Below are 23,142 nucleotides of genomic sequence, written 5' to 3' on the forward strand. Positions count from 1 at the left end.
AAAGTGCCGTATAAGAAAAATTATAAGGCACTTTTTTTAGCTTTCTATTTATTGATTAAGACTGCGTATTAAGACAAGTCTATTTATCTTCTAACTTGCGCAGGCTCAACTACGATGACATTGTTTGCCATATCATCTGCTTCGGATAAAGAAATAGGACCATTTGATCTCGCAGGTGCATTATTGAAATCATTATTATTTCTTGCAGGAGCAGGCAGCACATTATCATTGGTATCATCATCTGACGCCTGATATTCCACGTTATTATTATTTTCATAAGAATTATTGGTGGGAATGCCATCATTTTGAAATTGATTATTCATACTATTTGCATTGTTCATGGCCGCCTCATCTCCTATACCGTTATTATCGCCATTCACATTGCCAGGTAATGGTATCGGCGCAGTACTATCAATCATCATCGCTGGTATCAAAGTGCGTATATCAGTAACCAAACGCTGGAGTTGCATGCTGTCTGGCGCCTCTAAGGTAATACGGTCATTTTGCAAGTGCAGACGAGCAAATGGAGTCGATCTTAGCAGTGTCAGCACGTTAGGTAACGCTTCTACAGGCATATTAGCAACGCTGTTGGCAACGCCCGTCTGCACGGTCAGCTGGCACATACTTGCCTGCTCACCGAAGCTGGTATTAAGTGCCTGTTGCAGCGTAGTTTGCAGTGCAGCATCGCCGACTAAGCCACTACAAGTGTATAAACTACCGTTATTGTCTACTCCAACGATGAGCTCAATCGGCGTTAATACTTGCGTTGGTGGCGCAGGCGCAGGTACGACGACAGGCGCTGTCACCACGGCTTCAACTGGTGGCGCATTATTAGGTCTGATTAATAATGCCCAAACAAGCCCAATAGCTGTGATTGCTCCTAGTAATACAAATGTCCATAGCAACAGATCATTACGTTGATTACGGGTACGAACTTTTTCTCGCCTTAAGTCGTTGTTTTCTGCCAAATGGTGTTCTGCTGGAATCACATGAATCGAATCAGCACTAAGACGCTCATCCAGAGTTGGTATGGGAGATTCTACCGTCATGTTTGCGGGTGGATTGATGATATCAGCAGCCGCTGCCTCGTGCTTATTTAGGGAAACAGGTATTACGGGCGCTGCTGCCGCACTCGCCATTACACCTTGGCTTTCAAACAACTCATCATTAGGACTTTGCGAAGCGGTGATGATAGATGCTGACCATATTGGCAGATAATGGCGTAATGAGGATTGCTCGCCTTGTAAAAATGCGGGTAAAAACTGCCCATTTGCCAGTACCTTAAGCTCATGATAGACAAGTGGCGCGGCATTCATGAGCAATTGCATGGTCGCAAACTCATCAATATGATGGGTTACTGCAAGCTCTTGAATCATAGTTCGTCTTGCGTTTGGCGCTTGCCATAGCTGCTCAAACAAAGGTGCCTGTGCTGCATTGTCAGTAGTAATCACCTGATCATCACGCAGTAACTGTGAGTAAACTTGTGGCAATGCCAAACGTGCTACCAACATTGCATAGAATTGCTCTAATAAGCTGACATGGGACACGCTACTTTGGTCACCTAACACAGCTGGGGTCACCGTTTGCTCTAGGTGGTCGATGATGCTCATAAGTTACGGCCTCTGTCAGCGTTAATATTAAATAGTTAAAAACTGTTTATTCATCTTTACAAATCGCGCTTAATCAATTGCTTACAAAACCAGTGAGTTTGCTGGCAATAATGGTATGTAAATTGCGTTTTGTAGCTATAGTTATAGTGGATCCACTTTTAAAAGAATACAGTGCTACTGGGATTAATTATTCGCAGCCTCTGTCTGCATAGGCACAGCAAGCAAGAAAAATTGATACCAGTAGCACGTCATAATATTTGTATTTTTTTATTTAGGACTGACTATATAGTATAGATATTTTAATTATTTTGGACTTGATAAGCATAAATAAATTATATAAGCGCATTATTTTGTCATTGCGCTAACCGTTACTGTCAGTATACGAAGCATTACTCATTGTGGCTAATACGGTGTTATATTATTCGATACAAACAATTATTAAAGCATAATTTTGTCAGATATTAGTTTTCGCATTATCGCTGCTATTTTTAATGTGAGCACATAACTGTTTAAATCGGTCAGATCTAGGTATTATTCAGCCGTAAGACTTAGGTTTTAAGCATTGTCATATATATCACTATTGTTTATCAGGCCCAGCCTAAGGATTTCCCATTGTTTAACCATACAACGCTTATTATTATAATCACGGTTATTATCAGTTTATTAGCGTGGCAGAACAAAACCCTCTTTAATCGACTTATTTTTTATCCACCAGCAATAAACAATGGTCAATGGGATCGCTTTGTCACTCATGGATTTATTCATGCTGATAGTATGCACCTATTATTTAATATGTTTACCTTGTATTTTTTTGGTCGTGCTATCGAAGGTTTATATCAACCATTTTTATTCGGTTATGGCTTTGTGGTTTTTTATGTTCTTGCCATTATTGTCGCGATTATTCCAAGCTATATTAAGCATAAACAAAGCGCCAGTTATTTAAGTTTGGGGGCATCTGGTGGCGTATCAGCCGTACTTTTTGCTTTCATTCTGCTCGCGCCTTGGGAAAAGATTTATCTGTTTGCGATTATCCCTATCCCAGCGATATTATTCGCGGTCGCTTATGTCGCTTATAGCATCTATTCAGATAGACGCGGCGGCTCAAATATCAATCACTTGGCACACTTGTGGGGCGGTGCGTTTGGTGTCATAGCGACAATCGCTCTACAACCACAAGTATTGCCGCATTTCCTAAATGCGCTGTTGTCGCCTGGTTTTTAAGCACTGCTACATTTTACTTTGTACGAGCTTCTTATTTTTACTAACCGTTTAAATGATTGAACCATTATTAATATGGCTTTATGTTGTGCACAATTTGTGGGCAATTTTATCTTTAAATTTGATGACTTATTATGATTATAGATGTTATCGGTGATATACATGGTTACGCAGATAAGCTGATCGGTCTGCTAAAACAGTTAGGTTATGTTCATAATGGTCAGTATTTTGTGCCGCCATCAGGTCATCGAGCGCTATTTATTGGTGATTTAATTGATCGTGGTTCGCAGCAAATAGCGACGTTAGAAACAGTTTTTGCGATGCTTGATGCAGACGTGGCTGACGCGGTGATGGGCAATCATGAGTATAATGCGTTGGCATTTGCTACCCTTGACCCTAGTGATACCCTTGACCTTAGTGACACTTATAGTGCTAATGACATTAATAGTAATAGCTCTCAGCAATATTTGCGTTCACACAACGAAATACATATACGTCAACATGAAGCGTTTTTGGCAGAAGTGCCGTTTGGCTCAGACAGTCATCAATATTGGCTACAGCGGCTATATGAACTTCCTTTATGGCTTGAAACGGAATACGCTTGCTTTGTGCATGCCTGCTGGGATGTGGATAGTATGGCGATACTCAAGCCATTATTGACTGACGATAATTGCCTAACACTACAGGGTTTGATAGCAACATCTAAAGAGGATAGCGTGCCATTTGACGCGCTGGAGCGAGTATTAAAAGGCGTAGAAACACCGTTACCCAATGGTATTGTGATGATTGATAAAGAAGGTACTAAACGCACGCGAGTGCGGGTACGTTGGTGGCTTGATGAGCTGAATAAACGCACCATCCATGAGGTTGCCCGTGCTCCTGCATCTGCATTGGCACAAATTCCAATTGACGTGCTGGCTGAAAATATTGATTTCGCTCTTAAAACACATAAGCCTGTCTTTGTTGGTCATTATTGGCTAACCGGCACGCCTGAGCCACTTAGCCTACAAGTCGCTTGTACCGACTATTCAGCAGCGGTAGACAGCGGTTATATGACCTGTTATCAGCTCGATACCGAACAGCCACTACCGTTAAAAGCCAGTAATTTTGTACAACACCTGCACGATTGAGACGGCAATACAGCTTAACAATATTACCGCTATCAACCTCGCTTCGATATTAAACAGCAAACTTGGCTTTACGAATACAGCAAAACTTTTGTATGATGGTCTTTTTGAGGATATCAAAGCATGAGCACCACATCAGCTACTGTTAACGCGATTGATCAAAACGGCCCTATTACCTCTCCTGCTGGTCAACCAAAAGTTGGCATTATCATGGGCTCACAATCTGATTGGGCGACCATGAGCGCTGCAGCGCAGTTGCTAGCAGACTTTAATATCGCTTTTGATTGCGAAGTGGTCTCGGCACATCGTACGCCTGACAGATTGTTTGACTATGCCAAGAGCGCTAAAGGTAATGGCTTGCAAGTTATCATTGCTGGTGCTGGCGGTGCAGCTCACCTGCCCGGAATGTGCGCCAGTCAAACACCGCTGCCTGTCTTTGGTGTCCCTGTAAAATCGTCGATGCTCAGTGGTTGGGACAGTCTACTGTCTATCGTGCAGATGCCTAAAGGCGTTGCCGTTGGCACTTTAGCTATTGGTGCCGCAGGCGCGTATAATGCTGCCTTGCTTGCGATTCAAGTCTTAGCCTTGCATGATGAATCGATTGCTACTAAGCTCGATCATCTTCGTGAAACGCAAACCGACACTATTCTTGCCAGCCCAACACCAGGTATTATCAATACCTAATAATCATTTGCTTCATTAAAGGAAATAACAGCTAAAGGAAATAATAGCTGTCTTTTTATTTAATGAATGAGCATTATCTTTAATAACAGTTGCTTGAATATATATGTTCTCCACTGTATTTTTATTGTTCGTTAGGTTGTACTAAATACAAGGTGCATGCAGTGCACCTTTTCCTATTTTAATAGACTCATTTTTAGATTCTAGTATCCTAAAAAAATTCTTCATTTTTTATTCAAAGAGCCTGCCATGACTACAGCGAACGCTTATCCTATTACCCAAACCATCCGCACCATCGGTATTTTAGGCGGTGGTCAGCTTGGTATGATGCTTGCCGAAGCAGCGATACCACTGGGTTATCAATGTGTGTTTTTAGAAGACAGTACCGACTGCCCTGCTAGCCTATACGGGCGTGTCTTTAGCAATAAGCAATTAGACGCCTTTATTGCCGCCGCCGATGTGTTTACTTTGGAATTTGAAAACACACCGACCGCCACGGTCGAACAGTTGGCAAGCTTATCGAAATCGGGTAGCAAACAAGGGATGTTTCCGCCACCGATTGCCCTTGATATTGCCCAAGACCGCTTAAAAGAAAAGCAGATGTTTAACTTACTTAATATCGCAACCGTCCCTTTTATGATGGTCAATTCTGAAGCCGAATTAAAGCATGCTTGTAGCGAGTTAGGACTGCCTATTGTCCTAAAAACCAGCCGTGGCGGTTATGATGGTAAAGGTCAGTTTGTCATTAAGAAAAATAGTGATATTAAATCCGCTTGGCAAGCGCTCAAAGATGCAGTCACTGGTAAAGGTTCACTTACCCCAACCCCTGCCCCATTGATTGCGGAAGGCTTCATCAATTTTAGCCGTGAAGTTTCCATTATCGCTGCCCGTGCACAAAACGGTCAGGTACGCTGTTATGATTTGGTCGAAAACCATCACCATCATGGGATTTTGGCTAAGACTCAAGCCCCTGCCATTGGTACCAGTCACTTATTTAAGCAAGCAACCGATGCGATTACCACCATCATGAACCATTTAGGTTATGTCGGCGTGATGGCGCTTGAGCTATTCGTCACCAAAGATGCACGTGGTAACGACGCTTTACTTGCCAATGAGATTGCCCCACGCGTACACAACTCTGGACATTGGAGTATTGAAGGCGCGGTCACCAGCCAATTTGAGAACCATATTCGTGCCGTGGTCAATTTACCATTGGGTGATACTGATAATGTCCATCCAGCGATTATGCTCAATATCTTAGGACAATATCCTGATATCAGTGCCGTGCTAAGTATCGATGGCGCACATTATCATAGCTACCATAAGGCTGAACGCGATGATCGTAAAATTGCGCATATTACTTTGATGCCAAATGATGTTGCCGATTTAGAACCTGCTTTAGCCAAACTTGTCGCCGTGCTACCTAATAAAGTAGGTCTTGATAAAAAATTGGCTGCTGTTGATAGCGAGTTAAAGATGGCGGATGACTTAACGACTATTAACACTGAAAATGACACCAATACTGGCAAAACCTCAGATAATATCAGTGTCAGTATTGAAGATAGCAAAACAGATAATGCAGTAGATACTAAATTAAAAGCAGATAAGGTTAAGAAATAATGCAGATTTGGGTGGATGCGGATTCGGTGCCATTAATTGCCAAAGATTTGATTATCAAAACCGCTGAGCGCACGCAAACCATGGCAATATTCGTCGCCAACCAGCCTATTAAGCTGCGTAAGTCACCGCTGCTCGTGATGACAGTGGTGCCGTCTGGCTTTGATAAAGCGGATGATTATATCGTCGAGCAAATACAACCAGGCGATTTAGCCATTACTAGTGATATTCCATTAGCCAATGATATTTTAGACAAAGGCGGTATGGTCTTGACGGCACGTGGTATGGTTTACGATAAAAATAATATTAAGCAAAAGCTTAACATGCGTGATTTTATGGATACCATGCGCGGCACCGGCGTACTAGAGCTACAAGAAATGAGCGGACAAAAACCTTATGGCGACCGTGACAAAAAAGCCTTTGCCGATGGTCTTAATCGCTTGGTCCGTTAATTTTTATAAATAACGGTCTCTTTTGTTATTGTAAATTGACTATACCCTCTATGCTTCCTTGCAAACGCTATACACTCTATAACCAAACACTATGCAATCGGCACGCATCATAACGAAGCATGCTGTCTATTGTTGTTACGCTCTATTTAGTTTGCATAACAACGATAACGTATATAAAAATAGGAATGATTATGAAGATTTTAGTGATTGGCGCAAGTGGTCGAGTGGGTACTGATTTAGTTAAGCAATTATTAGCAGATAACCATCAAGTTATCGGTACTACCCGTAAGGAAGAAAAGTTATTTAGCGATGATAATTATAGCCAGTTAGACTTAGACATCACTGCTGAAAAGGATGCTATTCAGAGCCAAATCGACCAAGATATCGATGCAGTATATTTTGTTGCCGGCTCGGGTGGTAAGGATATCTTAGAAGTTGATTTACATGGTGCGGTCAAGACCATGCAAGCAGCACAAGATAAAGGTATTAAGCGTTATATCATGTTGAGCACGGTATTTTCATTAGATACTAGTAAGTGGGACAATGCCGGTATTGCTGATTTAAAAGAGTACTATATCTGTAAGCACTACGCCGATCAGTGGTTGGTGAACAATAGCACCCTTGACTACACCATCGTACAAGCAGGGGCGCTAAAAGAGCGTGCAGCGACAGGTAAAATCACCATTAATGATAATAGTGCGGGTGAAAACTCAATCGAAGATGTCGCCACTACTCTAGCAGCTGTGCTCAATGCAAATAATACTATTAAGAAAGTTTTTAGTCTGCATAACGGCGAGACAGCCATTGATAAGGCTATCGCAACATTATAATAAAGCCCAGCTATATAATATTTATAGTTAAAAACAAAAAATCGAGTAAGTTAAAAGGCTTACTCGATTTTTTATAATGCACAGTCTAATAGATTATCAAGCCAATCCGCTTGGGAACGGAATCACCTTTTCTAAGCTCTTTGCGCCTGTTATCACCATGAGCAATCTATCTATACCAACAGCGATACCGCTACAAGGTATCAAGTCATCAGATGCCGCCAATAAACGCTCATCGATAGGCATTTGCGGCAAATTATGCCGCTTGCGTAATTGATTGTCCTGCTCAAAACGTTTCCTTAACGCCTGCCCATCTGCCAACTCATCATAGGCATTGGCGATCTCAATGCCATTGATATATAGCTCAAAACGCTTAGCAATTTTATTACCGTCTTTGTCAAAAGCCGTCTTTGCTAGCGCGGCTGTCGCTGGCGGGTATTCTATAATCAACGTCGGCAAATCATGACCTAGATTTGGCTCGACCGCATGGCTAAATAGTAGGTCTAGCCAATCTTGGCGACGATTCTCATCATCTATTACATAGCTGGTATTAGCATTCAAGTCAGTAGTTTTAGAGTTAAAATCAAAGCCGGTCAACCCTTTATCTTCTGCCACCGCTTGTAATGCTGAGAGACTGGCTGTCAGCGGATGAATGCCAACGAAATCCATAAAAGCATCGACATAGCGATAATGACTCAGCACAATTGGATAGCCATAGAGCGTCTCCAATAATTCACCAAGTTCAGCGGCTATATCATCTAAGCTATAACTTGGCTGATACCACTCAAGCATAGAAAATTCAATATTATGCCGTGTACCTATTTCGTTATCTCGAAATACGGGACAAATCTGATAAATAGGTACCTGCCAGCTAGCTAGTAAACGCTTCATGGCAAATTCAGGCGAGGTATGCAAATAATAGGTATAAGGTTTATCTTGATAAGTGACTTGCGCGGTAACTGACTGTAAAAAGGTGTCGGTATTGCCTGCTTGTGATAGGAGCGGTGTCTGTACTTCCAATACTTGCCGACTAGTAAAAAACTGACGGATAGTATTCATAAATTGCGCGCGCTGCTGCGCCATCGCCAAGGTCATGGTTGGGGCGTAGCTTTGTTGATAGCTTAGGTCAGTTAAGGGCGAATTGCTTGCTTGGCTCATTAGTATCTACTATGCCTCATAAATCCTAAAAACAGGAGTTTAAATGGTGACGCTTAATTTTTAAGACTGCCATTCACGGCGTAAGTGATAATCACGGCGCAATTGATCGAAGTCAGCGCCATTTACTTGCCCATCCGCTATCTTGTTTCTTAATGAAGCATCATCTTGCATAATGTCATAAAATTTTATCAATCTATCTGGATGTGCCTTGAGCTCAGACCATAAAAACATATTGAGCGGCAATAACGCATGCATAGATTGAGTAGGTGTGACCGATAATTTTTCACATAGGGCATCATAAATGATTTGCGTACCGCGCAGCTTACCTTCGACCGTATAGCCTGCGATATGCGGTGTGGCAATCGCAAGCTTTGATAATAAAGTTTCGGATACCTGTGGCTCGTATTCAAACACATCAAGCACCACTTGGCGATTGGTAGAGCTAATATCGGCTTCGAGAGCCGCTGCATCAATGACAGGACCTCGCGCACTATTAATCAGCATAGTCTGCGGCGACATCATTGCCAAAGATTTTGTATTGATAAGATGGCGCGTTGGATAATCGCTGCCATTACCGCTGACACTGCTACTTACAACATTACTTTCAATATCTTGTTTGAATGTAGTTTTTTTATCCGTTAAAGGCACATGCAAACTAACCACGTCGCTTTGGCTTAACACCTGCTCGAGACTGGCGTTGTTAATATCCGAAGTCGGTAGCAATGAATCATAACCCAATATCTGCCAGCCCAAATCACTTGCGTACTTGGCAAGTGTACTGCCAATATTACCAAGCCCGATGATACCCAATGTTAATGGCATCATGGATATGGATTGCTGCCAATACTGCGGGCGCAAGGTTAAAATAGCAGTCAATACATATTGTGCGACTGAATGCTTGCTACAGCCAGCCGCATTGGCAAAAGTAATATTGCGTGTCGCCAGATAATCTTGATCAACATGGTCAGTACCGATAGTCGCAGAACCAACAAACTTCACACTATGGTTATCAGCTAATAATGCTTCGCCTACTGGGGTCACAGAGCGTATCAATAACACATCTGGCTGATATTCTGCCAGCAATTGCGCATTGATATCGCGTCCAACAACGCGAATCACTTTCACCTGCTGCTCAGCATTCTGTCCAAGTGTGGAAGCATTAAAAAAATCATCGAGGTTTGCGATATTACTGTCCGCCACAATCGTGATGTTTTTAATAGTATCTATCTTATTATTCATAGTATTCGCAACCGTCTTATTTAATATGGATAAGCCTCTCTATTAATCTAGGCTTTTTTATACAAGCTCTTTTATACAGGCTCTGTTTACTTGCAAGTGATTCATTTAATGACAACAACAGTCTAACTTATCTTTTATTAAGCCATTACTCTTCAGTTGTCTCTTGATTCCGTTTATTGGTTTTGATTAGATTCTGCCCATCAGCCAACATCACTTCTTGTTGAGCAAATAGCTCATTCTTATGCTGCGATATCCACTCACGCCATACCGCAAGTCCGATTGCCAATACTACAGGACCGATAAATAAGCCCACAAAACCAAAAGCTGTCAAGCCGCCCAGTACACCAATAAAGATTATGATAAAAGGGATTTTGGTGGCGCCGCTAATGACGATAGGACGGATGAGGTTATCAACCCAGCTAATCACCAAGATGCCCCAAAGCGCCAAGCCGATACCTTCGACGGTATGTCCTTGACTTAGCAGAAAAATCGAGACAGCGCCCCAAACGAATGGCGTACCAAATGGAATTAAGGCAATAATAAAAGTCAAAATAGTCAGCAAAATAGGACTTGGTGCACCGGCAAAATAATAGCCGATACCTGCTAGCATGGCTTGAGCCAATGCAGTCAGACCAATACCATAGACTACCGCACGCGTAGTCGTACCGACAGAGTCAATATAACCATCGATACGATTGCCGATAATATTACGTAATGCTTGGCGGATTTGGCGAATCAAGCTGGTGCCATCACGATAAAAGAAAAACAATGTCATAAGCGCCATACCAAGCTTAGCTAGACCACTAAACACCACATCAAATGCGATTTTTCCGTAATATAAATGCGACTGCACCCAAAGACGAAAAGCTTCCAACGTGCCTTCGGGGTTTTTGTTGATTCTCCATAAGATATCTTTGACTTGCTGACCTAGTATTGGCAAGTCTTTGATAGAATCAGGCACATCCAAATATCCCACTTTAATGCGATAGATTAAATTACTGATTATGCTTAAGGCTTCCTGCTGCAAGATGAAGATACCAACCACGACAGGCACCCCTATCATCAAAGATATACTCACGGTCATAATAGCGGCGCTAAAGTTTGAGCTAAACCTGACTCTTTGATGAAAGAAATTATAAACAGGAAAAGTGACATACGCCAAAATCGCCGCCCATAGTGCCGGTACAATAAAAAACTGCACGACTTGGAAACACAATACGAACAGCACTACCAATAAGGTGATTGCCAGCAAGCGCTGAATAATAAATTCTTTTGTCCAGTTTTCAATCATAGTCTATAAACCAAGAGCGGACAGCAGACACCTTGTATGGCTCTACTGTAAATCTTATAAATGGGTCACATCAATCACCGACGAAGTCCGTAATTTTTATCCATTAGCGAGTGTTTTGAATAGTGCGGGTTTGGGTGAAGCTTTGCTTTAGATAGATTTATCGATCAGAGAACCATAACATAGCAATCGGCCCTCAACAGCATTTTTCTATCACCATCAGTAGCATTTTCTATGAATAGTTTTCGTCTGTCATTTGCATAGCTTAATGGCTCAGCAAACTAATATCAAAGCCATATTATGCAATAAAATAGCCCAAATAAATAAGGCTATGTTGTAACCTTTACTTACAACTTTCTTTGAGCTGTCTTTATCCTTGCTGATGCTAACTGTCAAAACTTGCGGGCTAGCATTATCTTGTCAAAAAAATTGATATCTATCATTTTTTTAATTACTTTTAGATTCGATATCTAGCAAGCTAAATCACTGGCTGGTTCTATTAGTAGCGACAATTGATGTTATACTAAAGGGATTGATTTACGCTTTTAAATGCCGCTCTATCGGTCTAGATAAATTTATCTTCATTAAGATAAGACCTGAGCACTTTAAAATAACTTACCTTCATTCTTATCTTTTGCCCTACTCTTGATGATATTTGACATTAAATTTAGAGCATCGATATATAGATTGAAAAAGCAGAGAAGCATAACATTCATGCTTCTATCAGCTCTACGCTCATGATATCGATTCAATATTAAAGCGTCGTATTTTGAGTAAATGATTAAAAATTCATATTTTGCGTCGATTTCGGAACAAAACTTTGATTTGGTTTTATTTGAAACCAAGACGGATTCAACAAATTTAAACAACCTATTGATAGGAACAATAACAATGTCAAAAGACACTACAAGAGATAATACAAAAGACACTGACAACCCTAACCTTACTCCTGCTAATGCCGCCAATAAGGCCTCTAAACCACAAGATAGCGTTACTTTTGCTCTAGCCCAATCACACTTCTTAGTCGGCGATATCAAAGCCAACGCCGAAAAAATGCGTACATTAGCATTGCAAGCACGTGAGCAAGGCGCTGATGTCATTATCTTTCCAGAGCTAGGACTATTAGGCTATCCACCACAAGATTTATTATTACGCCCAAGTTTATCAGGTCGTATCAAAAGCGCGTTATCGTCGTTAAGTGATATCGATGATATCGTGATGATTGTTGGCTATCCGCATGTCGATCATCACGGGACTTTTAATTCGGCGGCCATCTTACATAATGGTCATCAAAAAGGCTTTTATCATAAGCAAATTTTGCCAAATTATGGCGTGTTTGATGAGCGCCGTTACTTTGATAAAGGTCGCAATCAAGTCTTATTTGATTATAAAGGCATGACTATTGGTCTACTTATCTGTGAAGATTTATGGGAAAAAAGTCCGATTGCCGAACTTAAAAAACAAGGCGCTGACCTTGTTGTGAGCTTAAACGCCTCACCATTTGAGATTGAAAAACAAGACACTCGTAAAACAATGCTCGCCAAACGTAGCCGTGAAAATAACTTACCTATCATCTATCTCAATGCCGTGGGCGGTCAGGATGATTTGGTATTTGATGGCGGCTCTATGGCCATCCAAGCGGACGGCAGTGTCGCACATGAAGCCTCACGCTTTATGAATCAATTGCTGCTGGCAACCTATAATGTGAAAACAGCAAAATTCGATACACAGGCCAAAACACCCTTATCGTTGAGCCGTGAATCAGAGATGTATCAAGCGTTGGTTGTTGGTTTACGTGATTACGTCAATCTTTCAGGATTTACTGGCATCATCCTTGGCTTATCAGGCGGCATTGATTCAGCATTAACATTATGTATCGCCGTCGATGCACTGGGCGCTGATAAGGTTTACGCGGTCATGATGCCGTACGAATACACTTCACAAATCAGCTTAGAGGACGCGCAAGCACAAGCACGACGCTTGAATGTCTCTTATACCGTCTGTCCTATCTTCGATGCAGTCGAAGGCATTCGTCATACCCTTGCGCCACTGTTTAACAAGTCGCCAGCCGATACCACCGAAGAAAACATCCAAGCGCGTGCGCGCGGTGTTGTGTTAATGGCGTTGTCCAATAAATTTGGGCATTTGGTCATCACGACTGGTAATAAATCAGAGCTGGCGGTTGGCTATTCAACCTTATACGGCGATATGGCTGGCGGCTTTGACGTCTTAAAAGACGTGTATAAATCACAAGTTTATAAACTGGCCAGCTATCGCAATCGTTTAGAAGACACGCCAGTGATCCCTGAGCGCGTGATTACTCGTCCGCCATCCGCTGAGCTGCGTCCCGATCAAAAAGACCAAGACAGCTTGCCTGATTATGATGTTCTAGACGGTATCTTGATGTCATATATTGATGAAGATATGGGTTATCAAGATATTGTAGATAAAGGGTTTAATGCTGACTTGGTCGCTAAAGTTATCCAAATGGTCGACAATAGCGAATATAAGCGCTCGCAGGCACCGATTGGTACTAAAATTAGTCGCAAAGCCTTTGGTCGTGAGCGCCGTTTTCCACTTGTCAATAAGTGGTCAATAAAAGGCTAAGCCGTGACGCTGAATCTATCATCGATAACCTTTTATAGTACTTTTTAAAGGTTTGATAAATTTAGGCTTTTATATAATATAATAAAACTGTTTTATAATTAGCTGGGTGCTTGCCCAGCTTTTTTAGTTTTTGTACATAAATAACTTCTAAGTATAAAATCTTTTTTGTTTCGAAACCTTTCACCTATTATTTTCTATCTACCTTATCTATTTCTACCCGAGTATTTCATGAGCTTGCTAACCGCTGGTGTATTTATTTTCATATTAATTGTGCTAAGCGCTATCGTTTCCAGTTCAGAATTGGCACTGGCTTCCGCCCGAAAAATCAAGCTACAAGTCATGGCTAAAGAAGGCGAGGTACGAGCGCTTGACGTGCTCAATATGCAAGAGCAACCTGGCAGCTTTATTACTGTGGTACAAGTGGCGCTTAATGCGGTGGCTATCTTAGCAGGGGTCATTGGCGAATCCGCCATCAGCCCTTATTTAGAGCGCTTATTCGGTAACGAAACAGTTGCTTCTGTTGTCTCATTTATTTTGGTCACCAGCGTGTTTGTACTTTTTGCGGACTTGATGCCCAAGCGTTTGGCGATGTCCAATGCTGAACCTATCGCGGTCAAAATGGTACGGCCGATGATTTTCTTTATTTTTTTGTTTAAACCAATTATTTGGGTATTTGATGGGGCGGCAAACTTTCTCTTTAAGCTCATAGGCGTGTCAACCGTCCGCCAAGATGAAATGACGTCAGAGGATATTTATGCGGTGATGGACGCCGGTGCTGAAGCCGGTGTCATTAAGCGTCAAGAGCATCATTTGATTGAAAATATCTTTGAGATGCAAGAGCGTACAGTGACCTCAGTGATGAATCCGCGTGAGCATATTGTTTATTTCGATACCAAAGTCAGCACCGAACAGGTAGTTGAGGTGATGATTAAGCAGCCACATAATAAATTTTTGGTCTGTAACGATGATGATTTAGAACATATCATTGGTTATGTAGAGTCACGCAGCTTTTTAGCCTCGGTACTTGAGCAGCAAGAAGTTTGTCTAACGGACAAAGCATTGCTAAAACCTGCCCTGTTTATTCCCGATACCTTATCGTTATTTGAAGTGCTTGAAACGTTTAAATCGACGGGTGCAGATTTCGGCGTTATTGTAAATGAGTATGCATTGGTCGTTGGTGTGATTACGCTTAAAGATGTAATGAGTATCGTTATGGGCGAGCTGGTCACCTTAGAGGAGCAGCCAATTGTCCAGCGCACGGACAACTCTTGGTTAATCGATGGCATGACACCTATTGAAGATGTGATTCGCTCATTGGGCATGGTCAATTTACCGCATAGCCAAAATTACGAAACTATTAGCGGCTTTATGATGTATATGCTGCGTAAAATTCCTAAAAAAACAGACAGCGTCGAGTATGCCAATTACCGTTTTGAGATTATCGCGACTGATAATCTCAAAATCACTCAGCTGCTAGTGACAAAGTTTGAAGATGTCATTTAGTTGATGTAGCACATGATGCACTTTAATAATATCAGTGTTGGCTTTATGACAAGCTTTACTTTCAGACGCGCGTGCTAAATCAAGAACGGGCTCCAAATATTGCGGTACCGACGCGCACCATAGTGGAGCCGCTAGCAATCGCATCAGGCATATCGTCGCTCATACCCATGCTAAGCGTATCCCATTGACTAAGCTCAGGATGTTCATATTTAATCTCTTCAAATAATTGCTTGATTCGCTTAAAAGCATCCGTATTTGCTTTGGCAGGAATAATCATCAGCCCGCGCAATTGCAAACGCTCATAAGCTTTGATGACTGTTATTAATGCTGGAAGCTCCTCTGGCAAACACCCCGACTTACTGTCTTCATTATCAATATTAATCTGGATTAGGACGTTTAAAGGTGGCATTCCATCTGGACGTTGGTCATTGAGACGCTTGGCAATAATGTCACGCTCAAGCGTTTGTACCCAATCGAAATGCTCAGCAATATCGCGTGTTTTGTTACGCTGAATACTACCGATATAATGCCAAACGATCTGGTCGTACTCTGCCTGTCCTTGCAGGGTTTTTATTTTATCAATAGCCTCCTGCAGATAGTTTTCGCCAAAATCGCACTGCCCTTGACGCGCTAAAGTCACAATCATATCAACAGGCTTAGTTTTAGACACCGCAAGTAAGGTGACGCTATCTGTCTGTCTGTTCGTCTGCTCACACGCCTGTGCCACCTGTTTGCTTACCTGCTGCCAATTTTCAATGAGGGTCAGATCTTGAACTTCCCCTTCATTATTTATAGGACTGGCAGAGACATTATTTGTATTTTTTTGATGAGAATTAGCATTCATAAAAAACTCTTATAGGTAAAACAATGAATTATTTTAAAAGACGCTTACCATAGGTTGCTTTTATGGTAAACATAAACTTTTAATAAAAATGACGTTTATTGATTGGAGTAAAAAGGTGACATTTATTGATTTAAGTGAAAAGGTACTGGTAAGCTATTTTTGCATTTTATTCAGTTAGCAGATGGTTAAATGGGCAGAGTCTTGTTATTATATTGTTACATGGTTTAACATATACTGCTGAAAACGATAGTAATAGTAACAATCATAGTCCAGCCTAACCTATCTTAGAGAGATTGGTTTAAATAATGTCATAGAATCATGCATATTATCTGCTTCTATGTTCTTTTGCCTTACCCTTATTTACTGATAGGAATATCCGATTATGGCTGAAAAAAATAATTTAAGCATCGAAGACCTACTACGCTTTACAGTCAAGCATAAAGCCTCAGATTTACATATTTCAGCCGGTATGCCAGCGATGATTCGAGTCGACGGCGAGATGACCCGTATTAATATGCCAGAGATGAGCCATCAAGTGGTACATCAGCTTATCTATGACATCATGAATGATAGGCAACGCGCCGATTTTGAAGAATTTTTTGAGACGGATTTCTCCTTTGAAATTCCTAATTTAGCACGTTTTCGTGTCAATGCTTTTAACCAAAATCGCGGTGCTGGCGCCGTTTTCCGTACGATTCCGTCAAAAGTTCTCACCATGGAAGACTTAGGAATGGGTGACGTTTTCAGACGTGTTTCTGACTTTAAGCGCGGCGTAGTATTAGTCACTGGTCCAACTGGCTCAGGGAAATCAACGACGCTGGCGGCCATGATTGACTATATCAATGAAACCCGTAAAGAGCATATTTTAACTATTGAAGACCCGATTGAATTTGTTCACGAGTCTAAAAAGAGTTTGATTAACCAGCGTGAAGTACACCGCGATACGTTAGGTTTCGATGCAGCACTGCGATCAGCTTTACGTGAAGATCCCGATGTTATTCTAGTTGGTGAGCTACGTGACCTTGAGACCATACGCTTGGCGCTAACTGCGGCTGAAACTGGTCACTTAGTCTTTGGAACTTTGCACACCAGCTCCGCTGCAAAAACGATTGACCGTGTCATTGACGTATTCCCTGCCGCTGAAAAAGATATGATTCGTGCGATGCTATCGGAGTCGCTACAAGCGGTTATCTCGCAAACACTCTTGCGTCGTCAAACTGGCGGTCGAATTGCCGCACATGAGATTATGTTGGGTACGCCCGCCATTCGTAACTTGATACGTGAAAATAAAATTGCGCAAATGTACTCTTCTATCCAAACCGGTGCAGGTGATGGCATGATTACGCTCGACCAAACGCTTAAAAACTTGGTATCAAAAGGTACCATTAGCAAAGACGTCGCACGACCGTATGCTAAGCAGCCTGAAGCCTTTATATAGAATTGGTTTTCATAAGCCTACCATTTATCAAATAACTCGATGATAATTACATGTTTTTGATCGGCTTATCTTTATTTTAATGGTCATTATTCGCGATTTTCAAAAGTTTATTGAAGCAAATTTTATTCTATTTATTGCATATTTTATCGCACATACAGGTACGTTATGGACATTGATAAACTTTTACAACTGATGATTAATAAAGATGGCTCCGACCTTTTTATTACGGCGGATGTCGCGCCTTCCATGAAAATCAATGGAAAAATTCTGCCCGTTGGTAAAACGCCCTTAACGGCTGAGCAAACCATGAGGCTGGTGAAAGGTGTAATGACACCAAATCAGCAACAAGAGTTTAAAGATACCAATGAGTGTCAGTTTGCGATTACCGATCAAGCGCAGCAGGCACGTTTTCGGGTAAGCGCCTTTGTGCAGCGCGATATGGCAGGGATGATTTTACGGAAAATTGAAAATAAAATCCCCACTGTTGAAGAGCTGCGTCTACCACCCGCACTAAAAGAGCTGGCAATGAAAAAACGTGGAATTATCTTATTGGTCGGCGCAACGGGTACCGGAAAATCGACTACCCTTGCGGCGATGATTGGACACCGTAATCAAAACTCTCACGGTCATATCATTACCATCGAGGACCCTATTGAGTTTGTACATAAACATCGCGGTTGTATTATTACCCAGCGCGAAGTCGGTATCGATACCCATTCTTTTGAAGCAGGTCTAAAAAACACCTTACGCCAAGCGCCTGACGTTATTTTGATTGGTGAGATTCGTAACCTCGAAGTTATGAACTACGCCATCCAGTATGCAGAAACAGGACATTTAGTATTTGCGACCTTACACGCCAATAATGCCAACCAAGCGATTGACCGTATCATTCACTTTTTTGAAACCAGCCGCCATAATCAGTTATTTATGGATTTATCCCTTAACCTACAAGCCATTATCGCTCAGCAATTGATTCCAACGCCTGACGGTAAAGGACGCCGTGCGGCTATTGAAATTTTATTAAACTCTCAGCTGATTAGTGACTATATCCGTAAAGGCGAAATTCATGAAATCAAAGACGTCATGACGCGCTCACGCGATAGTGGTATGCAAACCTTTGATCAAGCGCTCCTTGATTTATATGAAAATGGTGAGATTACTTATAAAGAAGCGATTCTTCATGCTGATTCTCCCAATGATTTACGCTTAAAGATCAAACTTAGCAGCAAAAATGGTAACGCTAATTTAGATGAAGGTGCCGATAGCTTGTCGTTAGATATCACTTAGCCATTGTTTTTTCAGCAGACTTCACAACGTCTAGTACTGATAAAGTTAACACTAATAAAATCAACACCCAAAAAAAGTCCTCACAGACGATGAGGGCTTTTTTATAATTATTTATAATCAGTATACGTAAGATAATACAGATAGAGAAAAGAAAGCTATAGTTAGTCCAAGGTAAAAACGATACAAAGGGGGCTGGGAGGATTTTCTTGCAGCCTCTGTCGGCATAGGCATAGACACAGCAAGCTAGAAAAAGTCGTTCCAGTCTCGCATCTTAAAATCACCTATCTATTTTATTTGTTATCAATTATATAATCAATTTAAAAGGATTATTTAGCGCTGTCTCTACAGGCTTGGTTATCACAGATACCGTAGAGTACCAAAGAATGATCCGATATTTTAAAGCCATGTTCTGCCGCTACTTTTAGCTGTTCTTCTTCAATTATTTTATTGTGAAATTCAATAATCTTACCACAGCCATCACAAACCAGATGGTCATGATGTTCTTCTTGGGTAATCTCGAATACTGATAGATTGTTTTCAAAGTTATGGCGCTCGACAATACCTGCTTGCTCAAACTGAGTCAATACGCGATAAACAGTCGCTAGACCAACATCCTCGCCTTGCTCAATCAGCGCTTTATAAACCTCTTCTGCACTCATATGATGCAGCTCAGCACTCTCAAGCAGCTCTAAAATTTTGATGCGCGGTAACGTTACTTTTAAACCCGCTTTACGTAAATCTTGATTGGTAAAAGAAGCCATAATATCCCTTCTGACTATGAAAGTCTTAGCAAGTAAATTCAAAAAAACACGAGATAAATAATCGTCAATGGTTAGCAGTTATTGATTATTAAAGAACCAAAATCATGCAGAGTTAGCTGCTATTAAGCATATTTCTAATATATTTTTTCTAAAAATAGGACGACAAGTCTATGAATTTAAAATATAAATAATAGATGAAGCAAGACATCGTTTGGTAAATAATGTCGTAAGTGGTAGGCAATTGCAAGTAAATGACGTATCATTTATCCAAGATTTTCGGCAAGACCAGCATCCACCGTCCTTAGCCGTACCTAACCCATTTTTTATGAGTCATCTTACCATGATAAAGACCTTAAATTTACGCCCGTTAAGCCTTGCAAGTACATTACGCAAGATTGTCATTACCAGTATGCTTAGCGCCTCTGTTGCTATGTCTGGCTGCTCATTACTGAGTGTATACAAGATTGATTTGCCGCAAGGAACACCCATCACTCAAACGCAAGCGCAAAAACTGCAAGTGGGTATGAATCAAAATCAGGTACTTTATATTCTTGGTAGCCCAGCGATTAAAGACACGCTAGAGCCTAAGCGCTGGGATTACATTTATGACTATCAAGCAGGGACAGAAGGTCGCCGCAAAGGTATCGCTGATGTTAATAATGCCAGCCAGCATTTAGTTATTTACTTTGATGATAATGGCATAGTCACTCGCATTCAAGGTGTAGAAACCCTCCCTAAATAATAGCTCTGATAACAAGCTTTAGGCATCAACCTCGAGATTTACTTTTACGCTGAGACATAGGATCAGCGTTTAAGCTTCTATACACCTCTATCCGGTCAAAAGGTTGCAATAGATAGCTGAGTGGCTGCTTTTGCGCATAAACACCGACATGCCAACGTTTAGCTGTTGGCGTCACGATATCAGTGACTTCTTCGCACCATCTAGCCAATCCTTCGAACTGAGTTAACCAACCTGCTTGCCCTAATGCCTCATACAATGTCGTACCATAACTGACCTGTAAGGTTAGATAATGCTGACGTTGTGCCTCTTCAGCATACGCTAAGTACACCGTCATTATAGCTGTTTGTTGAAGCGTATCTGGTTGAACAGCATCTTGTTGTTGAAGAACACCATATTGAACAGCAGCTTGTTGAATAGTGCTATTTTGAGACAGCGGCATAGCACTATCAATTTGACCTTCACCAGCTGTTAGCTTAACCACTGCATCACCCAACCTATTAATGCTAACAGTAATGCCAGCGGCACAATCAAACGTATCGCTATTCGCCACAAGTTATAAAAAGCTTCATTGCCAAAGTTTAAAGACTTACGCAAATGGCTGATTTTCATCTGCCAACCTGCAAAAACTGACAATAATAATACCGCAATACTACTGATAATAACCAATATCCCCACCAGCCAAACGGTTGGTATGGCAACGACCAGTAGCAAAGCTATGGCGAAAGTTAATACCAAGCTTACCAGCAATCCAAATTTATGCGCTAGCTGCTGAGTACTATAATGTAGTAAGTAACTCACCACAAACAACACGCCAACCCAGTACAATAGCTGACCTATTGGCGGTAGCACCATACCACTGATAAATAAAGCCACCATCCCGACCAATAACTGCAATATCCAAATTGGTAGCACCAGTTTCGTTGCCCGATATTCATTTGCTTCATCAGCGTGAGACGATTTTTGCGCATTATGATTATCGGCTCCTACCGCGGTTACTGCTTGTGTAGTCACTAGATTTTGACCGAACCAGTATAAGCCTGTACCCGCACCAACACTGACCAATGCCAATGCGACCGCCCTTGCCCATTCACTTAAGGTAACATTGGTCATCGCAAAGGTAATATTTGGCAAGCCGTTTGCCACTCCTAACAGTAAACCAACCAGCATTAAGCCCAAACCAATCGGCAAAGGTGTCACACCCAGTAAACTTAATAACACCGCAATGACCATCAAACCTGCGGCAATCGCAAAGCTTGGCACGGCAGGCGCACTATTAAGCTCAGTTAGAGCTGTCAATATGCCAGTGCTCGCACCAGATATCACGAGCGCTGCAATAATGATAGAAACTAAGGCCGCTAACCAACCAAACCCTCGCCATAGCGAACTGGCATCTGCCTCTCGAGTGAGCTTTTGCATACCAGCCAAAGGGGCATCGGCACTACGATAAGCCAATGCTATCTCAGCATAAATGACTGGAAGCGAGACCAGTACCATTGCTAATAACCACAGTAACCAAAAATCAATCTCACCGATTGACGCCGGCGCAAACCAGCGAAATAGCAATAACGGTAGCAGCGCTGCAATAAAATAAGAAGCATAGCGAATCATCATAATTTACATCCAAGCGATTCAAGGTGAATAACATCTAATGATACAGACCAATGATAAATAATAAACGCCGTTCGGTCTGCTCATAGTCGCTTTATATAATATAAGGATCTGCCATTATATAAGGACTGACAGTTATAAAAAAACCCCGAAATCGGGGTTTAATAGCTAAGTAATAACGGATACAAGTAAAGTGCTTATTCATACTAAAAATTAGTAACAATCTGAATTAGGCACACTACGTCTATCAGAGATTAGTGAATCGCGCTCACATAGTCTGACAAAATACGAATGTCGCGATCAGATAGCTTAGAAGCAACAGTTTGCATCATGCCCATCTCGCCTTCTTTTCCTGCATCATTGACACGTTTTTGATCATCGCTATCAATGTCATCTTCTCGACCAGCAGCACGGAAGAGCTTTAGCTGAGTAGCGATATATTCAGCATGCTGTCCACCTAAACGTGGAAATGCTGCCCATACGTTACCCGCTGCATCTGGACCATGACAACCTGCACAACCAATAACACCGCGCGATTTATCACCGCCTAAAAATAGCTTAGTGGCTTCTTGTGTGGTAGCAGGATTACCGAATCCGACACCCCAAGGTTTTTGGCTTGAATAGTAGCCCGCAACGTTGGCTAAATCTTGCTGCGACAAGTTTGCTACTTGCGACTGCATGATACCGTTTTTGCGGTAGCCTGCTTTAAAATTGACCAATTGCTTATATAGATATTTGACGTTTTGACCACCAAGGTTAGGCTGGGCTGGCACAGCGCTCACCCCATCAACACCATGACAAGCAGCACAGACTGTTTCTGCGATTTGCTTACCGGCATTAAGATCATATTCAGGAACAGTGATAGCAGCTTGTACGCTGAAACTTGCAACACATAAGCTGGCGGCAGCGATTAACTTTTTCATTGATACAAATCCTACTAACTCGATGTAAGCATTATCTAGAGTGATTGCATTGTCAAGAAACATCATATTTGCAAAGCCATTATTCAGCCAGCTAAGCCATATATTTTGTAGTCTTTATCACAAGCAGCCCGAAAGCACTTACTAATATCAGGGTTTATTTTGGATTATTATAGCAAGACTTTTTACTATTTGCCTACTTAATCGTAGTATTA

General features: G+C 41.6%; 20 protein-coding genes. 11 read left to right on the forward strand and 9 right to left on the reverse strand.

Features of this window, described 5'->3' with window-relative positions:
• Positions 1-83 precede the first annotated feature (83 nt).
• The gene (locus WAZ74_RS09965) at positions 84-1,610 is read right to left on the reverse strand and encodes a hypothetical protein (RefSeq protein ID WP_422308147.1); all 1,527 of its coding nucleotides are present in this window, start codon (positions 1,608-1,610) and stop codon (positions 84-86) included.
• A gap of 612 nt (positions 1,611-2,222) precedes the next feature.
• Here WAZ74_RS09965 and WAZ74_RS09970 point away from each other — a divergent pair.
• The 6 genes from WAZ74_RS09970 (at position 2,223) to WAZ74_RS09995 (ending at position 7,535) form a co-directional block, all read left to right on the forward strand.
• On the forward strand, positions 2,223-2,831 hold the full coding sequence (locus tag WAZ74_RS09970) for a rhomboid family intramembrane serine protease (protein WP_422308148.1): 609 nt from the start codon (positions 2,223-2,225) through the stop codon (positions 2,829-2,831).
• Positions 2,832-2,962: 131 nt separating this feature from the next.
• Complete coding sequence (locus WAZ74_RS09975; RefSeq protein ID WP_422308149.1) at positions 2,963-3,958, forward strand: metallophosphoesterase; 996 nt, start codon at positions 2,963-2,965, stop codon at positions 3,956-3,958.
• A gap of 120 nt (positions 3,959-4,078) precedes the next feature.
• Positions 4,079-4,639, forward strand: coding sequence for a 5-(carboxyamino)imidazole ribonucleotide mutase (gene purE / locus WAZ74_RS09980; RefSeq protein ID WP_422308150.1), 561 nt, complete (start codon positions 4,079-4,081; stop codon positions 4,637-4,639).
• Positions 4,640-4,885: 246 nt separating this feature from the next.
• A complete protein-coding gene (locus WAZ74_RS09985; protein ID WP_422308151.1) occupies positions 4,886-6,256 on the forward strand; it encodes a 5-(carboxyamino)imidazole ribonucleotide synthase in 1,371 nt (456 codons plus the stop codon).
• The gene (locus WAZ74_RS09990; RefSeq protein WP_422308152.1) at positions 6,256-6,705 is read left to right on the forward strand and encodes a YaiI/YqxD family protein; all 450 of its coding nucleotides are present in this window, start codon (positions 6,256-6,258) and stop codon (positions 6,703-6,705) included. Before WAZ74_RS09985 ends, WAZ74_RS09990 begins: the two co-directional genes overlap by 1 nt.
• Before the next feature lie 191 nt (positions 6,706-6,896).
• A complete protein-coding gene (locus WAZ74_RS09995) occupies positions 6,897-7,535 on the forward strand; it encodes an NAD(P)H-binding protein (protein ID WP_422308153.1) in 639 nt (212 codons plus the stop codon).
• A gap of 96 nt (positions 7,536-7,631) precedes the next feature.
• On the opposite strand, the gene epmA is transcribed toward WAZ74_RS09995, so the two are convergent.
• From epmA to WAZ74_RS10010, 3 genes are all read right to left on the reverse strand, one after another.
• Positions 7,632-8,690, reverse strand: a complete 1,059-nt coding sequence (gene epmA / locus WAZ74_RS10000) for an EF-P lysine aminoacylase EpmA (RefSeq protein WP_422308154.1) — start codon at positions 8,688-8,690, stop codon at positions 7,632-7,634.
• Positions 8,691-8,750: 60 nt separating this feature from the next.
• Positions 8,751-9,908, reverse strand: a complete 1,158-nt coding sequence (locus tag WAZ74_RS10005; protein ID WP_422308219.1) for a 4-phosphoerythronate dehydrogenase — start codon at positions 9,906-9,908, stop codon at positions 8,751-8,753.
• 166 nt (positions 9,909-10,074) lie between these two features.
• Positions 10,075-11,220 (reverse strand): AI-2E family transporter, encoded by a 1,146-nt coding sequence (locus WAZ74_RS10010; protein ID WP_422308155.1) that lies wholly within the window; start codon positions 11,218-11,220, stop codon positions 10,075-10,077.
• 888 nt (positions 11,221-12,108) lie between these two features.
• On the opposite strand from WAZ74_RS10010, the gene WAZ74_RS10015 reads away from it, so the two are divergent.
• The gene (locus WAZ74_RS10015; protein ID WP_422308156.1) at positions 12,109-13,824 is read left to right on the forward strand and encodes an NAD+ synthase; all 1,716 of its coding nucleotides are present in this window, start codon (positions 12,109-12,111) and stop codon (positions 13,822-13,824) included.
• 228 nt (positions 13,825-14,052) lie between these two features.
• Positions 14,053-15,327 carry a hemolysin family protein gene (locus tag WAZ74_RS10020; RefSeq protein WP_422308157.1) on the forward strand — a complete coding sequence of 425 codons (1,275 nt, stop codon included), beginning with the start codon at positions 14,053-14,055 and terminating at the stop codon, positions 15,325-15,327.
• A 79-nt stretch (positions 15,328-15,406) separates the two neighbouring features.
• On the opposite strand, the gene WAZ74_RS10025 is transcribed toward WAZ74_RS10020, so the two are convergent.
• Positions 15,407-16,171, reverse strand: a complete 765-nt coding sequence (locus WAZ74_RS10025; RefSeq protein ID WP_422308158.1) for a YggS family pyridoxal phosphate-dependent enzyme — start codon at positions 16,169-16,171, stop codon at positions 15,407-15,409.
• Positions 16,172-16,553: 382 nt separating this feature from the next.
• On the opposite strand from WAZ74_RS10025, the gene WAZ74_RS10030 reads away from it, so the two are divergent.
• Positions 16,554-17,609 carry a type IV pilus twitching motility protein PilT gene (locus tag WAZ74_RS10030; protein WP_422308159.1) on the forward strand — a complete coding sequence of 352 codons (1,056 nt, stop codon included), beginning with the start codon at positions 16,554-16,556 and terminating at the stop codon, positions 17,607-17,609.
• A gap of 165 nt (positions 17,610-17,774) precedes the next feature.
• On the forward strand, positions 17,775-18,896 hold the full coding sequence (locus WAZ74_RS10035; protein WP_422308160.1) for a PilT/PilU family type 4a pilus ATPase: 1,122 nt from the start codon (positions 17,775-17,777) through the stop codon (positions 18,894-18,896).
• 326 nt (positions 18,897-19,222) lie between these two features.
• Here the strand turns inward: WAZ74_RS10035 and fur are convergent, their stop codons facing one another.
• On the reverse strand, positions 19,223-19,657 hold the full coding sequence (gene fur, locus WAZ74_RS10040) for a ferric iron uptake transcriptional regulator (RefSeq protein WP_422308161.1): 435 nt from the start codon (positions 19,655-19,657) through the stop codon (positions 19,223-19,225).
• 325 nt (positions 19,658-19,982) lie between these two features.
• On the opposite strand from fur, the gene WAZ74_RS10045 reads away from it, so the two are divergent.
• Positions 19,983-20,399 (forward strand): outer membrane protein assembly factor BamE, encoded by a 417-nt coding sequence (locus tag WAZ74_RS10045; RefSeq protein ID WP_422308220.1) that lies wholly within the window; start codon positions 19,983-19,985, stop codon positions 20,397-20,399.
• A 25-nt stretch (positions 20,400-20,424) separates the two neighbouring features.
• On the opposite strand, the gene WAZ74_RS10050 is transcribed toward WAZ74_RS10045, so the two are convergent.
• From WAZ74_RS10050 to WAZ74_RS10060, 3 genes are all read right to left on the reverse strand, one after another.
• Positions 20,425-20,880, reverse strand: coding sequence for an RnfH family protein (locus WAZ74_RS10050; RefSeq protein WP_422308162.1), 456 nt, complete (start codon positions 20,878-20,880; stop codon positions 20,425-20,427).
• Positions 20,868-22,010: a hypothetical protein gene (locus WAZ74_RS10055; protein WP_422308163.1), complete on the reverse strand. Its 1,143-nt coding sequence runs from the start codon at positions 22,008-22,010 to the stop codon at positions 20,868-20,870. The genes WAZ74_RS10050 and WAZ74_RS10055 overlap by 13 nt, the downstream gene beginning before the upstream one ends.
• Before the next feature lie 251 nt (positions 22,011-22,261).
• The gene (locus WAZ74_RS10060) at positions 22,262-22,930 is read right to left on the reverse strand and encodes a c-type cytochrome (RefSeq protein ID WP_422308164.1); all 669 of its coding nucleotides are present in this window, start codon (positions 22,928-22,930) and stop codon (positions 22,262-22,264) included.
• Positions 22,931-23,142: the final 212 nt, after the last annotated feature.

Source organism: Psychrobacter sp., assembly GCF_049295055.1.
Lineage (GTDB): Bacteria > Pseudomonadota > Gammaproteobacteria > Pseudomonadales > Moraxellaceae > Psychrobacter.

Coding starts and splice junctions, on each gene's coding strand:
- WAZ74_RS09965 (WP_422308147.1), bottom strand. CDS start 1,610: ATGAGCATCATCGACCACCTAGAGCAAACGGTGACCCCAGCTGTGTTA.
- WAZ74_RS09975 (WP_422308149.1), top strand. CDS start 2,963: ATGATTATAGATGTTATCGGTGATATACATGGTTACGCAGATAAGCTG.
- purE (WP_422308150.1), top strand. CDS start 4,079: ATGAGCACCACATCAGCTACTGTTAACGCGATTGATCAAAACGGCCCT.
- WAZ74_RS09985 (WP_422308151.1), top strand. CDS start 4,886: ATGACTACAGCGAACGCTTATCCTATTACCCAAACCATCCGCACCATC.
- WAZ74_RS09990 (WP_422308152.1), top strand. CDS start 6,256: ATGCAGATTTGGGTGGATGCGGATTCGGTGCCATTAATTGCCAAAGAT.
- WAZ74_RS09995 (WP_422308153.1), top strand. CDS start 6,897: ATGAAGATTTTAGTGATTGGCGCAAGTGGTCGAGTGGGTACTGATTTA.
- epmA (WP_422308154.1), bottom strand. CDS start 8,690: ATGAGCCAAGCAAGCAATTCGCCCTTAACTGACCTAAGCTATCAACAA.
- WAZ74_RS10010 (WP_422308155.1), bottom strand. CDS start 11,220: ATGATTGAAAACTGGACAAAAGAATTTATTATTCAGCGCTTGCTGGCA.
- WAZ74_RS10015 (WP_422308156.1), top strand. CDS start 12,109: ATGTCAAAAGACACTACAAGAGATAATACAAAAGACACTGACAACCCT.
- WAZ74_RS10020 (WP_422308157.1), top strand. CDS start 14,053: ATGAGCTTGCTAACCGCTGGTGTATTTATTTTCATATTAATTGTGCTA.
- WAZ74_RS10025 (WP_422308158.1), bottom strand. CDS start 16,171: ATGAATGCTAATTCTCATCAAAAAAATACAAATAATGTCTCTGCCAGT.
- WAZ74_RS10030 (WP_422308159.1), top strand. CDS start 16,554: ATGGCTGAAAAAAATAATTTAAGCATCGAAGACCTACTACGCTTTACA.
- WAZ74_RS10035 (WP_422308160.1), top strand. CDS start 17,775: ATGGACATTGATAAACTTTTACAACTGATGATTAATAAAGATGGCTCC.
- fur (WP_422308161.1), bottom strand. CDS start 19,657: ATGGCTTCTTTTACCAATCAAGATTTACGTAAAGCGGGTTTAAAAGTA.
- WAZ74_RS10045 (WP_422308220.1), top strand. CDS start 19,983: ATGAGTCATCTTACCATGATAAAGACCTTAAATTTACGCCCGTTAAGC.
- WAZ74_RS10055 (WP_422308163.1), bottom strand. CDS start 22,010: ATGATGATTCGCTATGCTTCTTATTTTATTGCAGCGCTGCTACCGTTA.
- WAZ74_RS10060 (WP_422308164.1), bottom strand. CDS start 22,930: ATGAAAAAGTTAATCGCTGCCGCCAGCTTATGTGTTGCAAGTTTCAGC.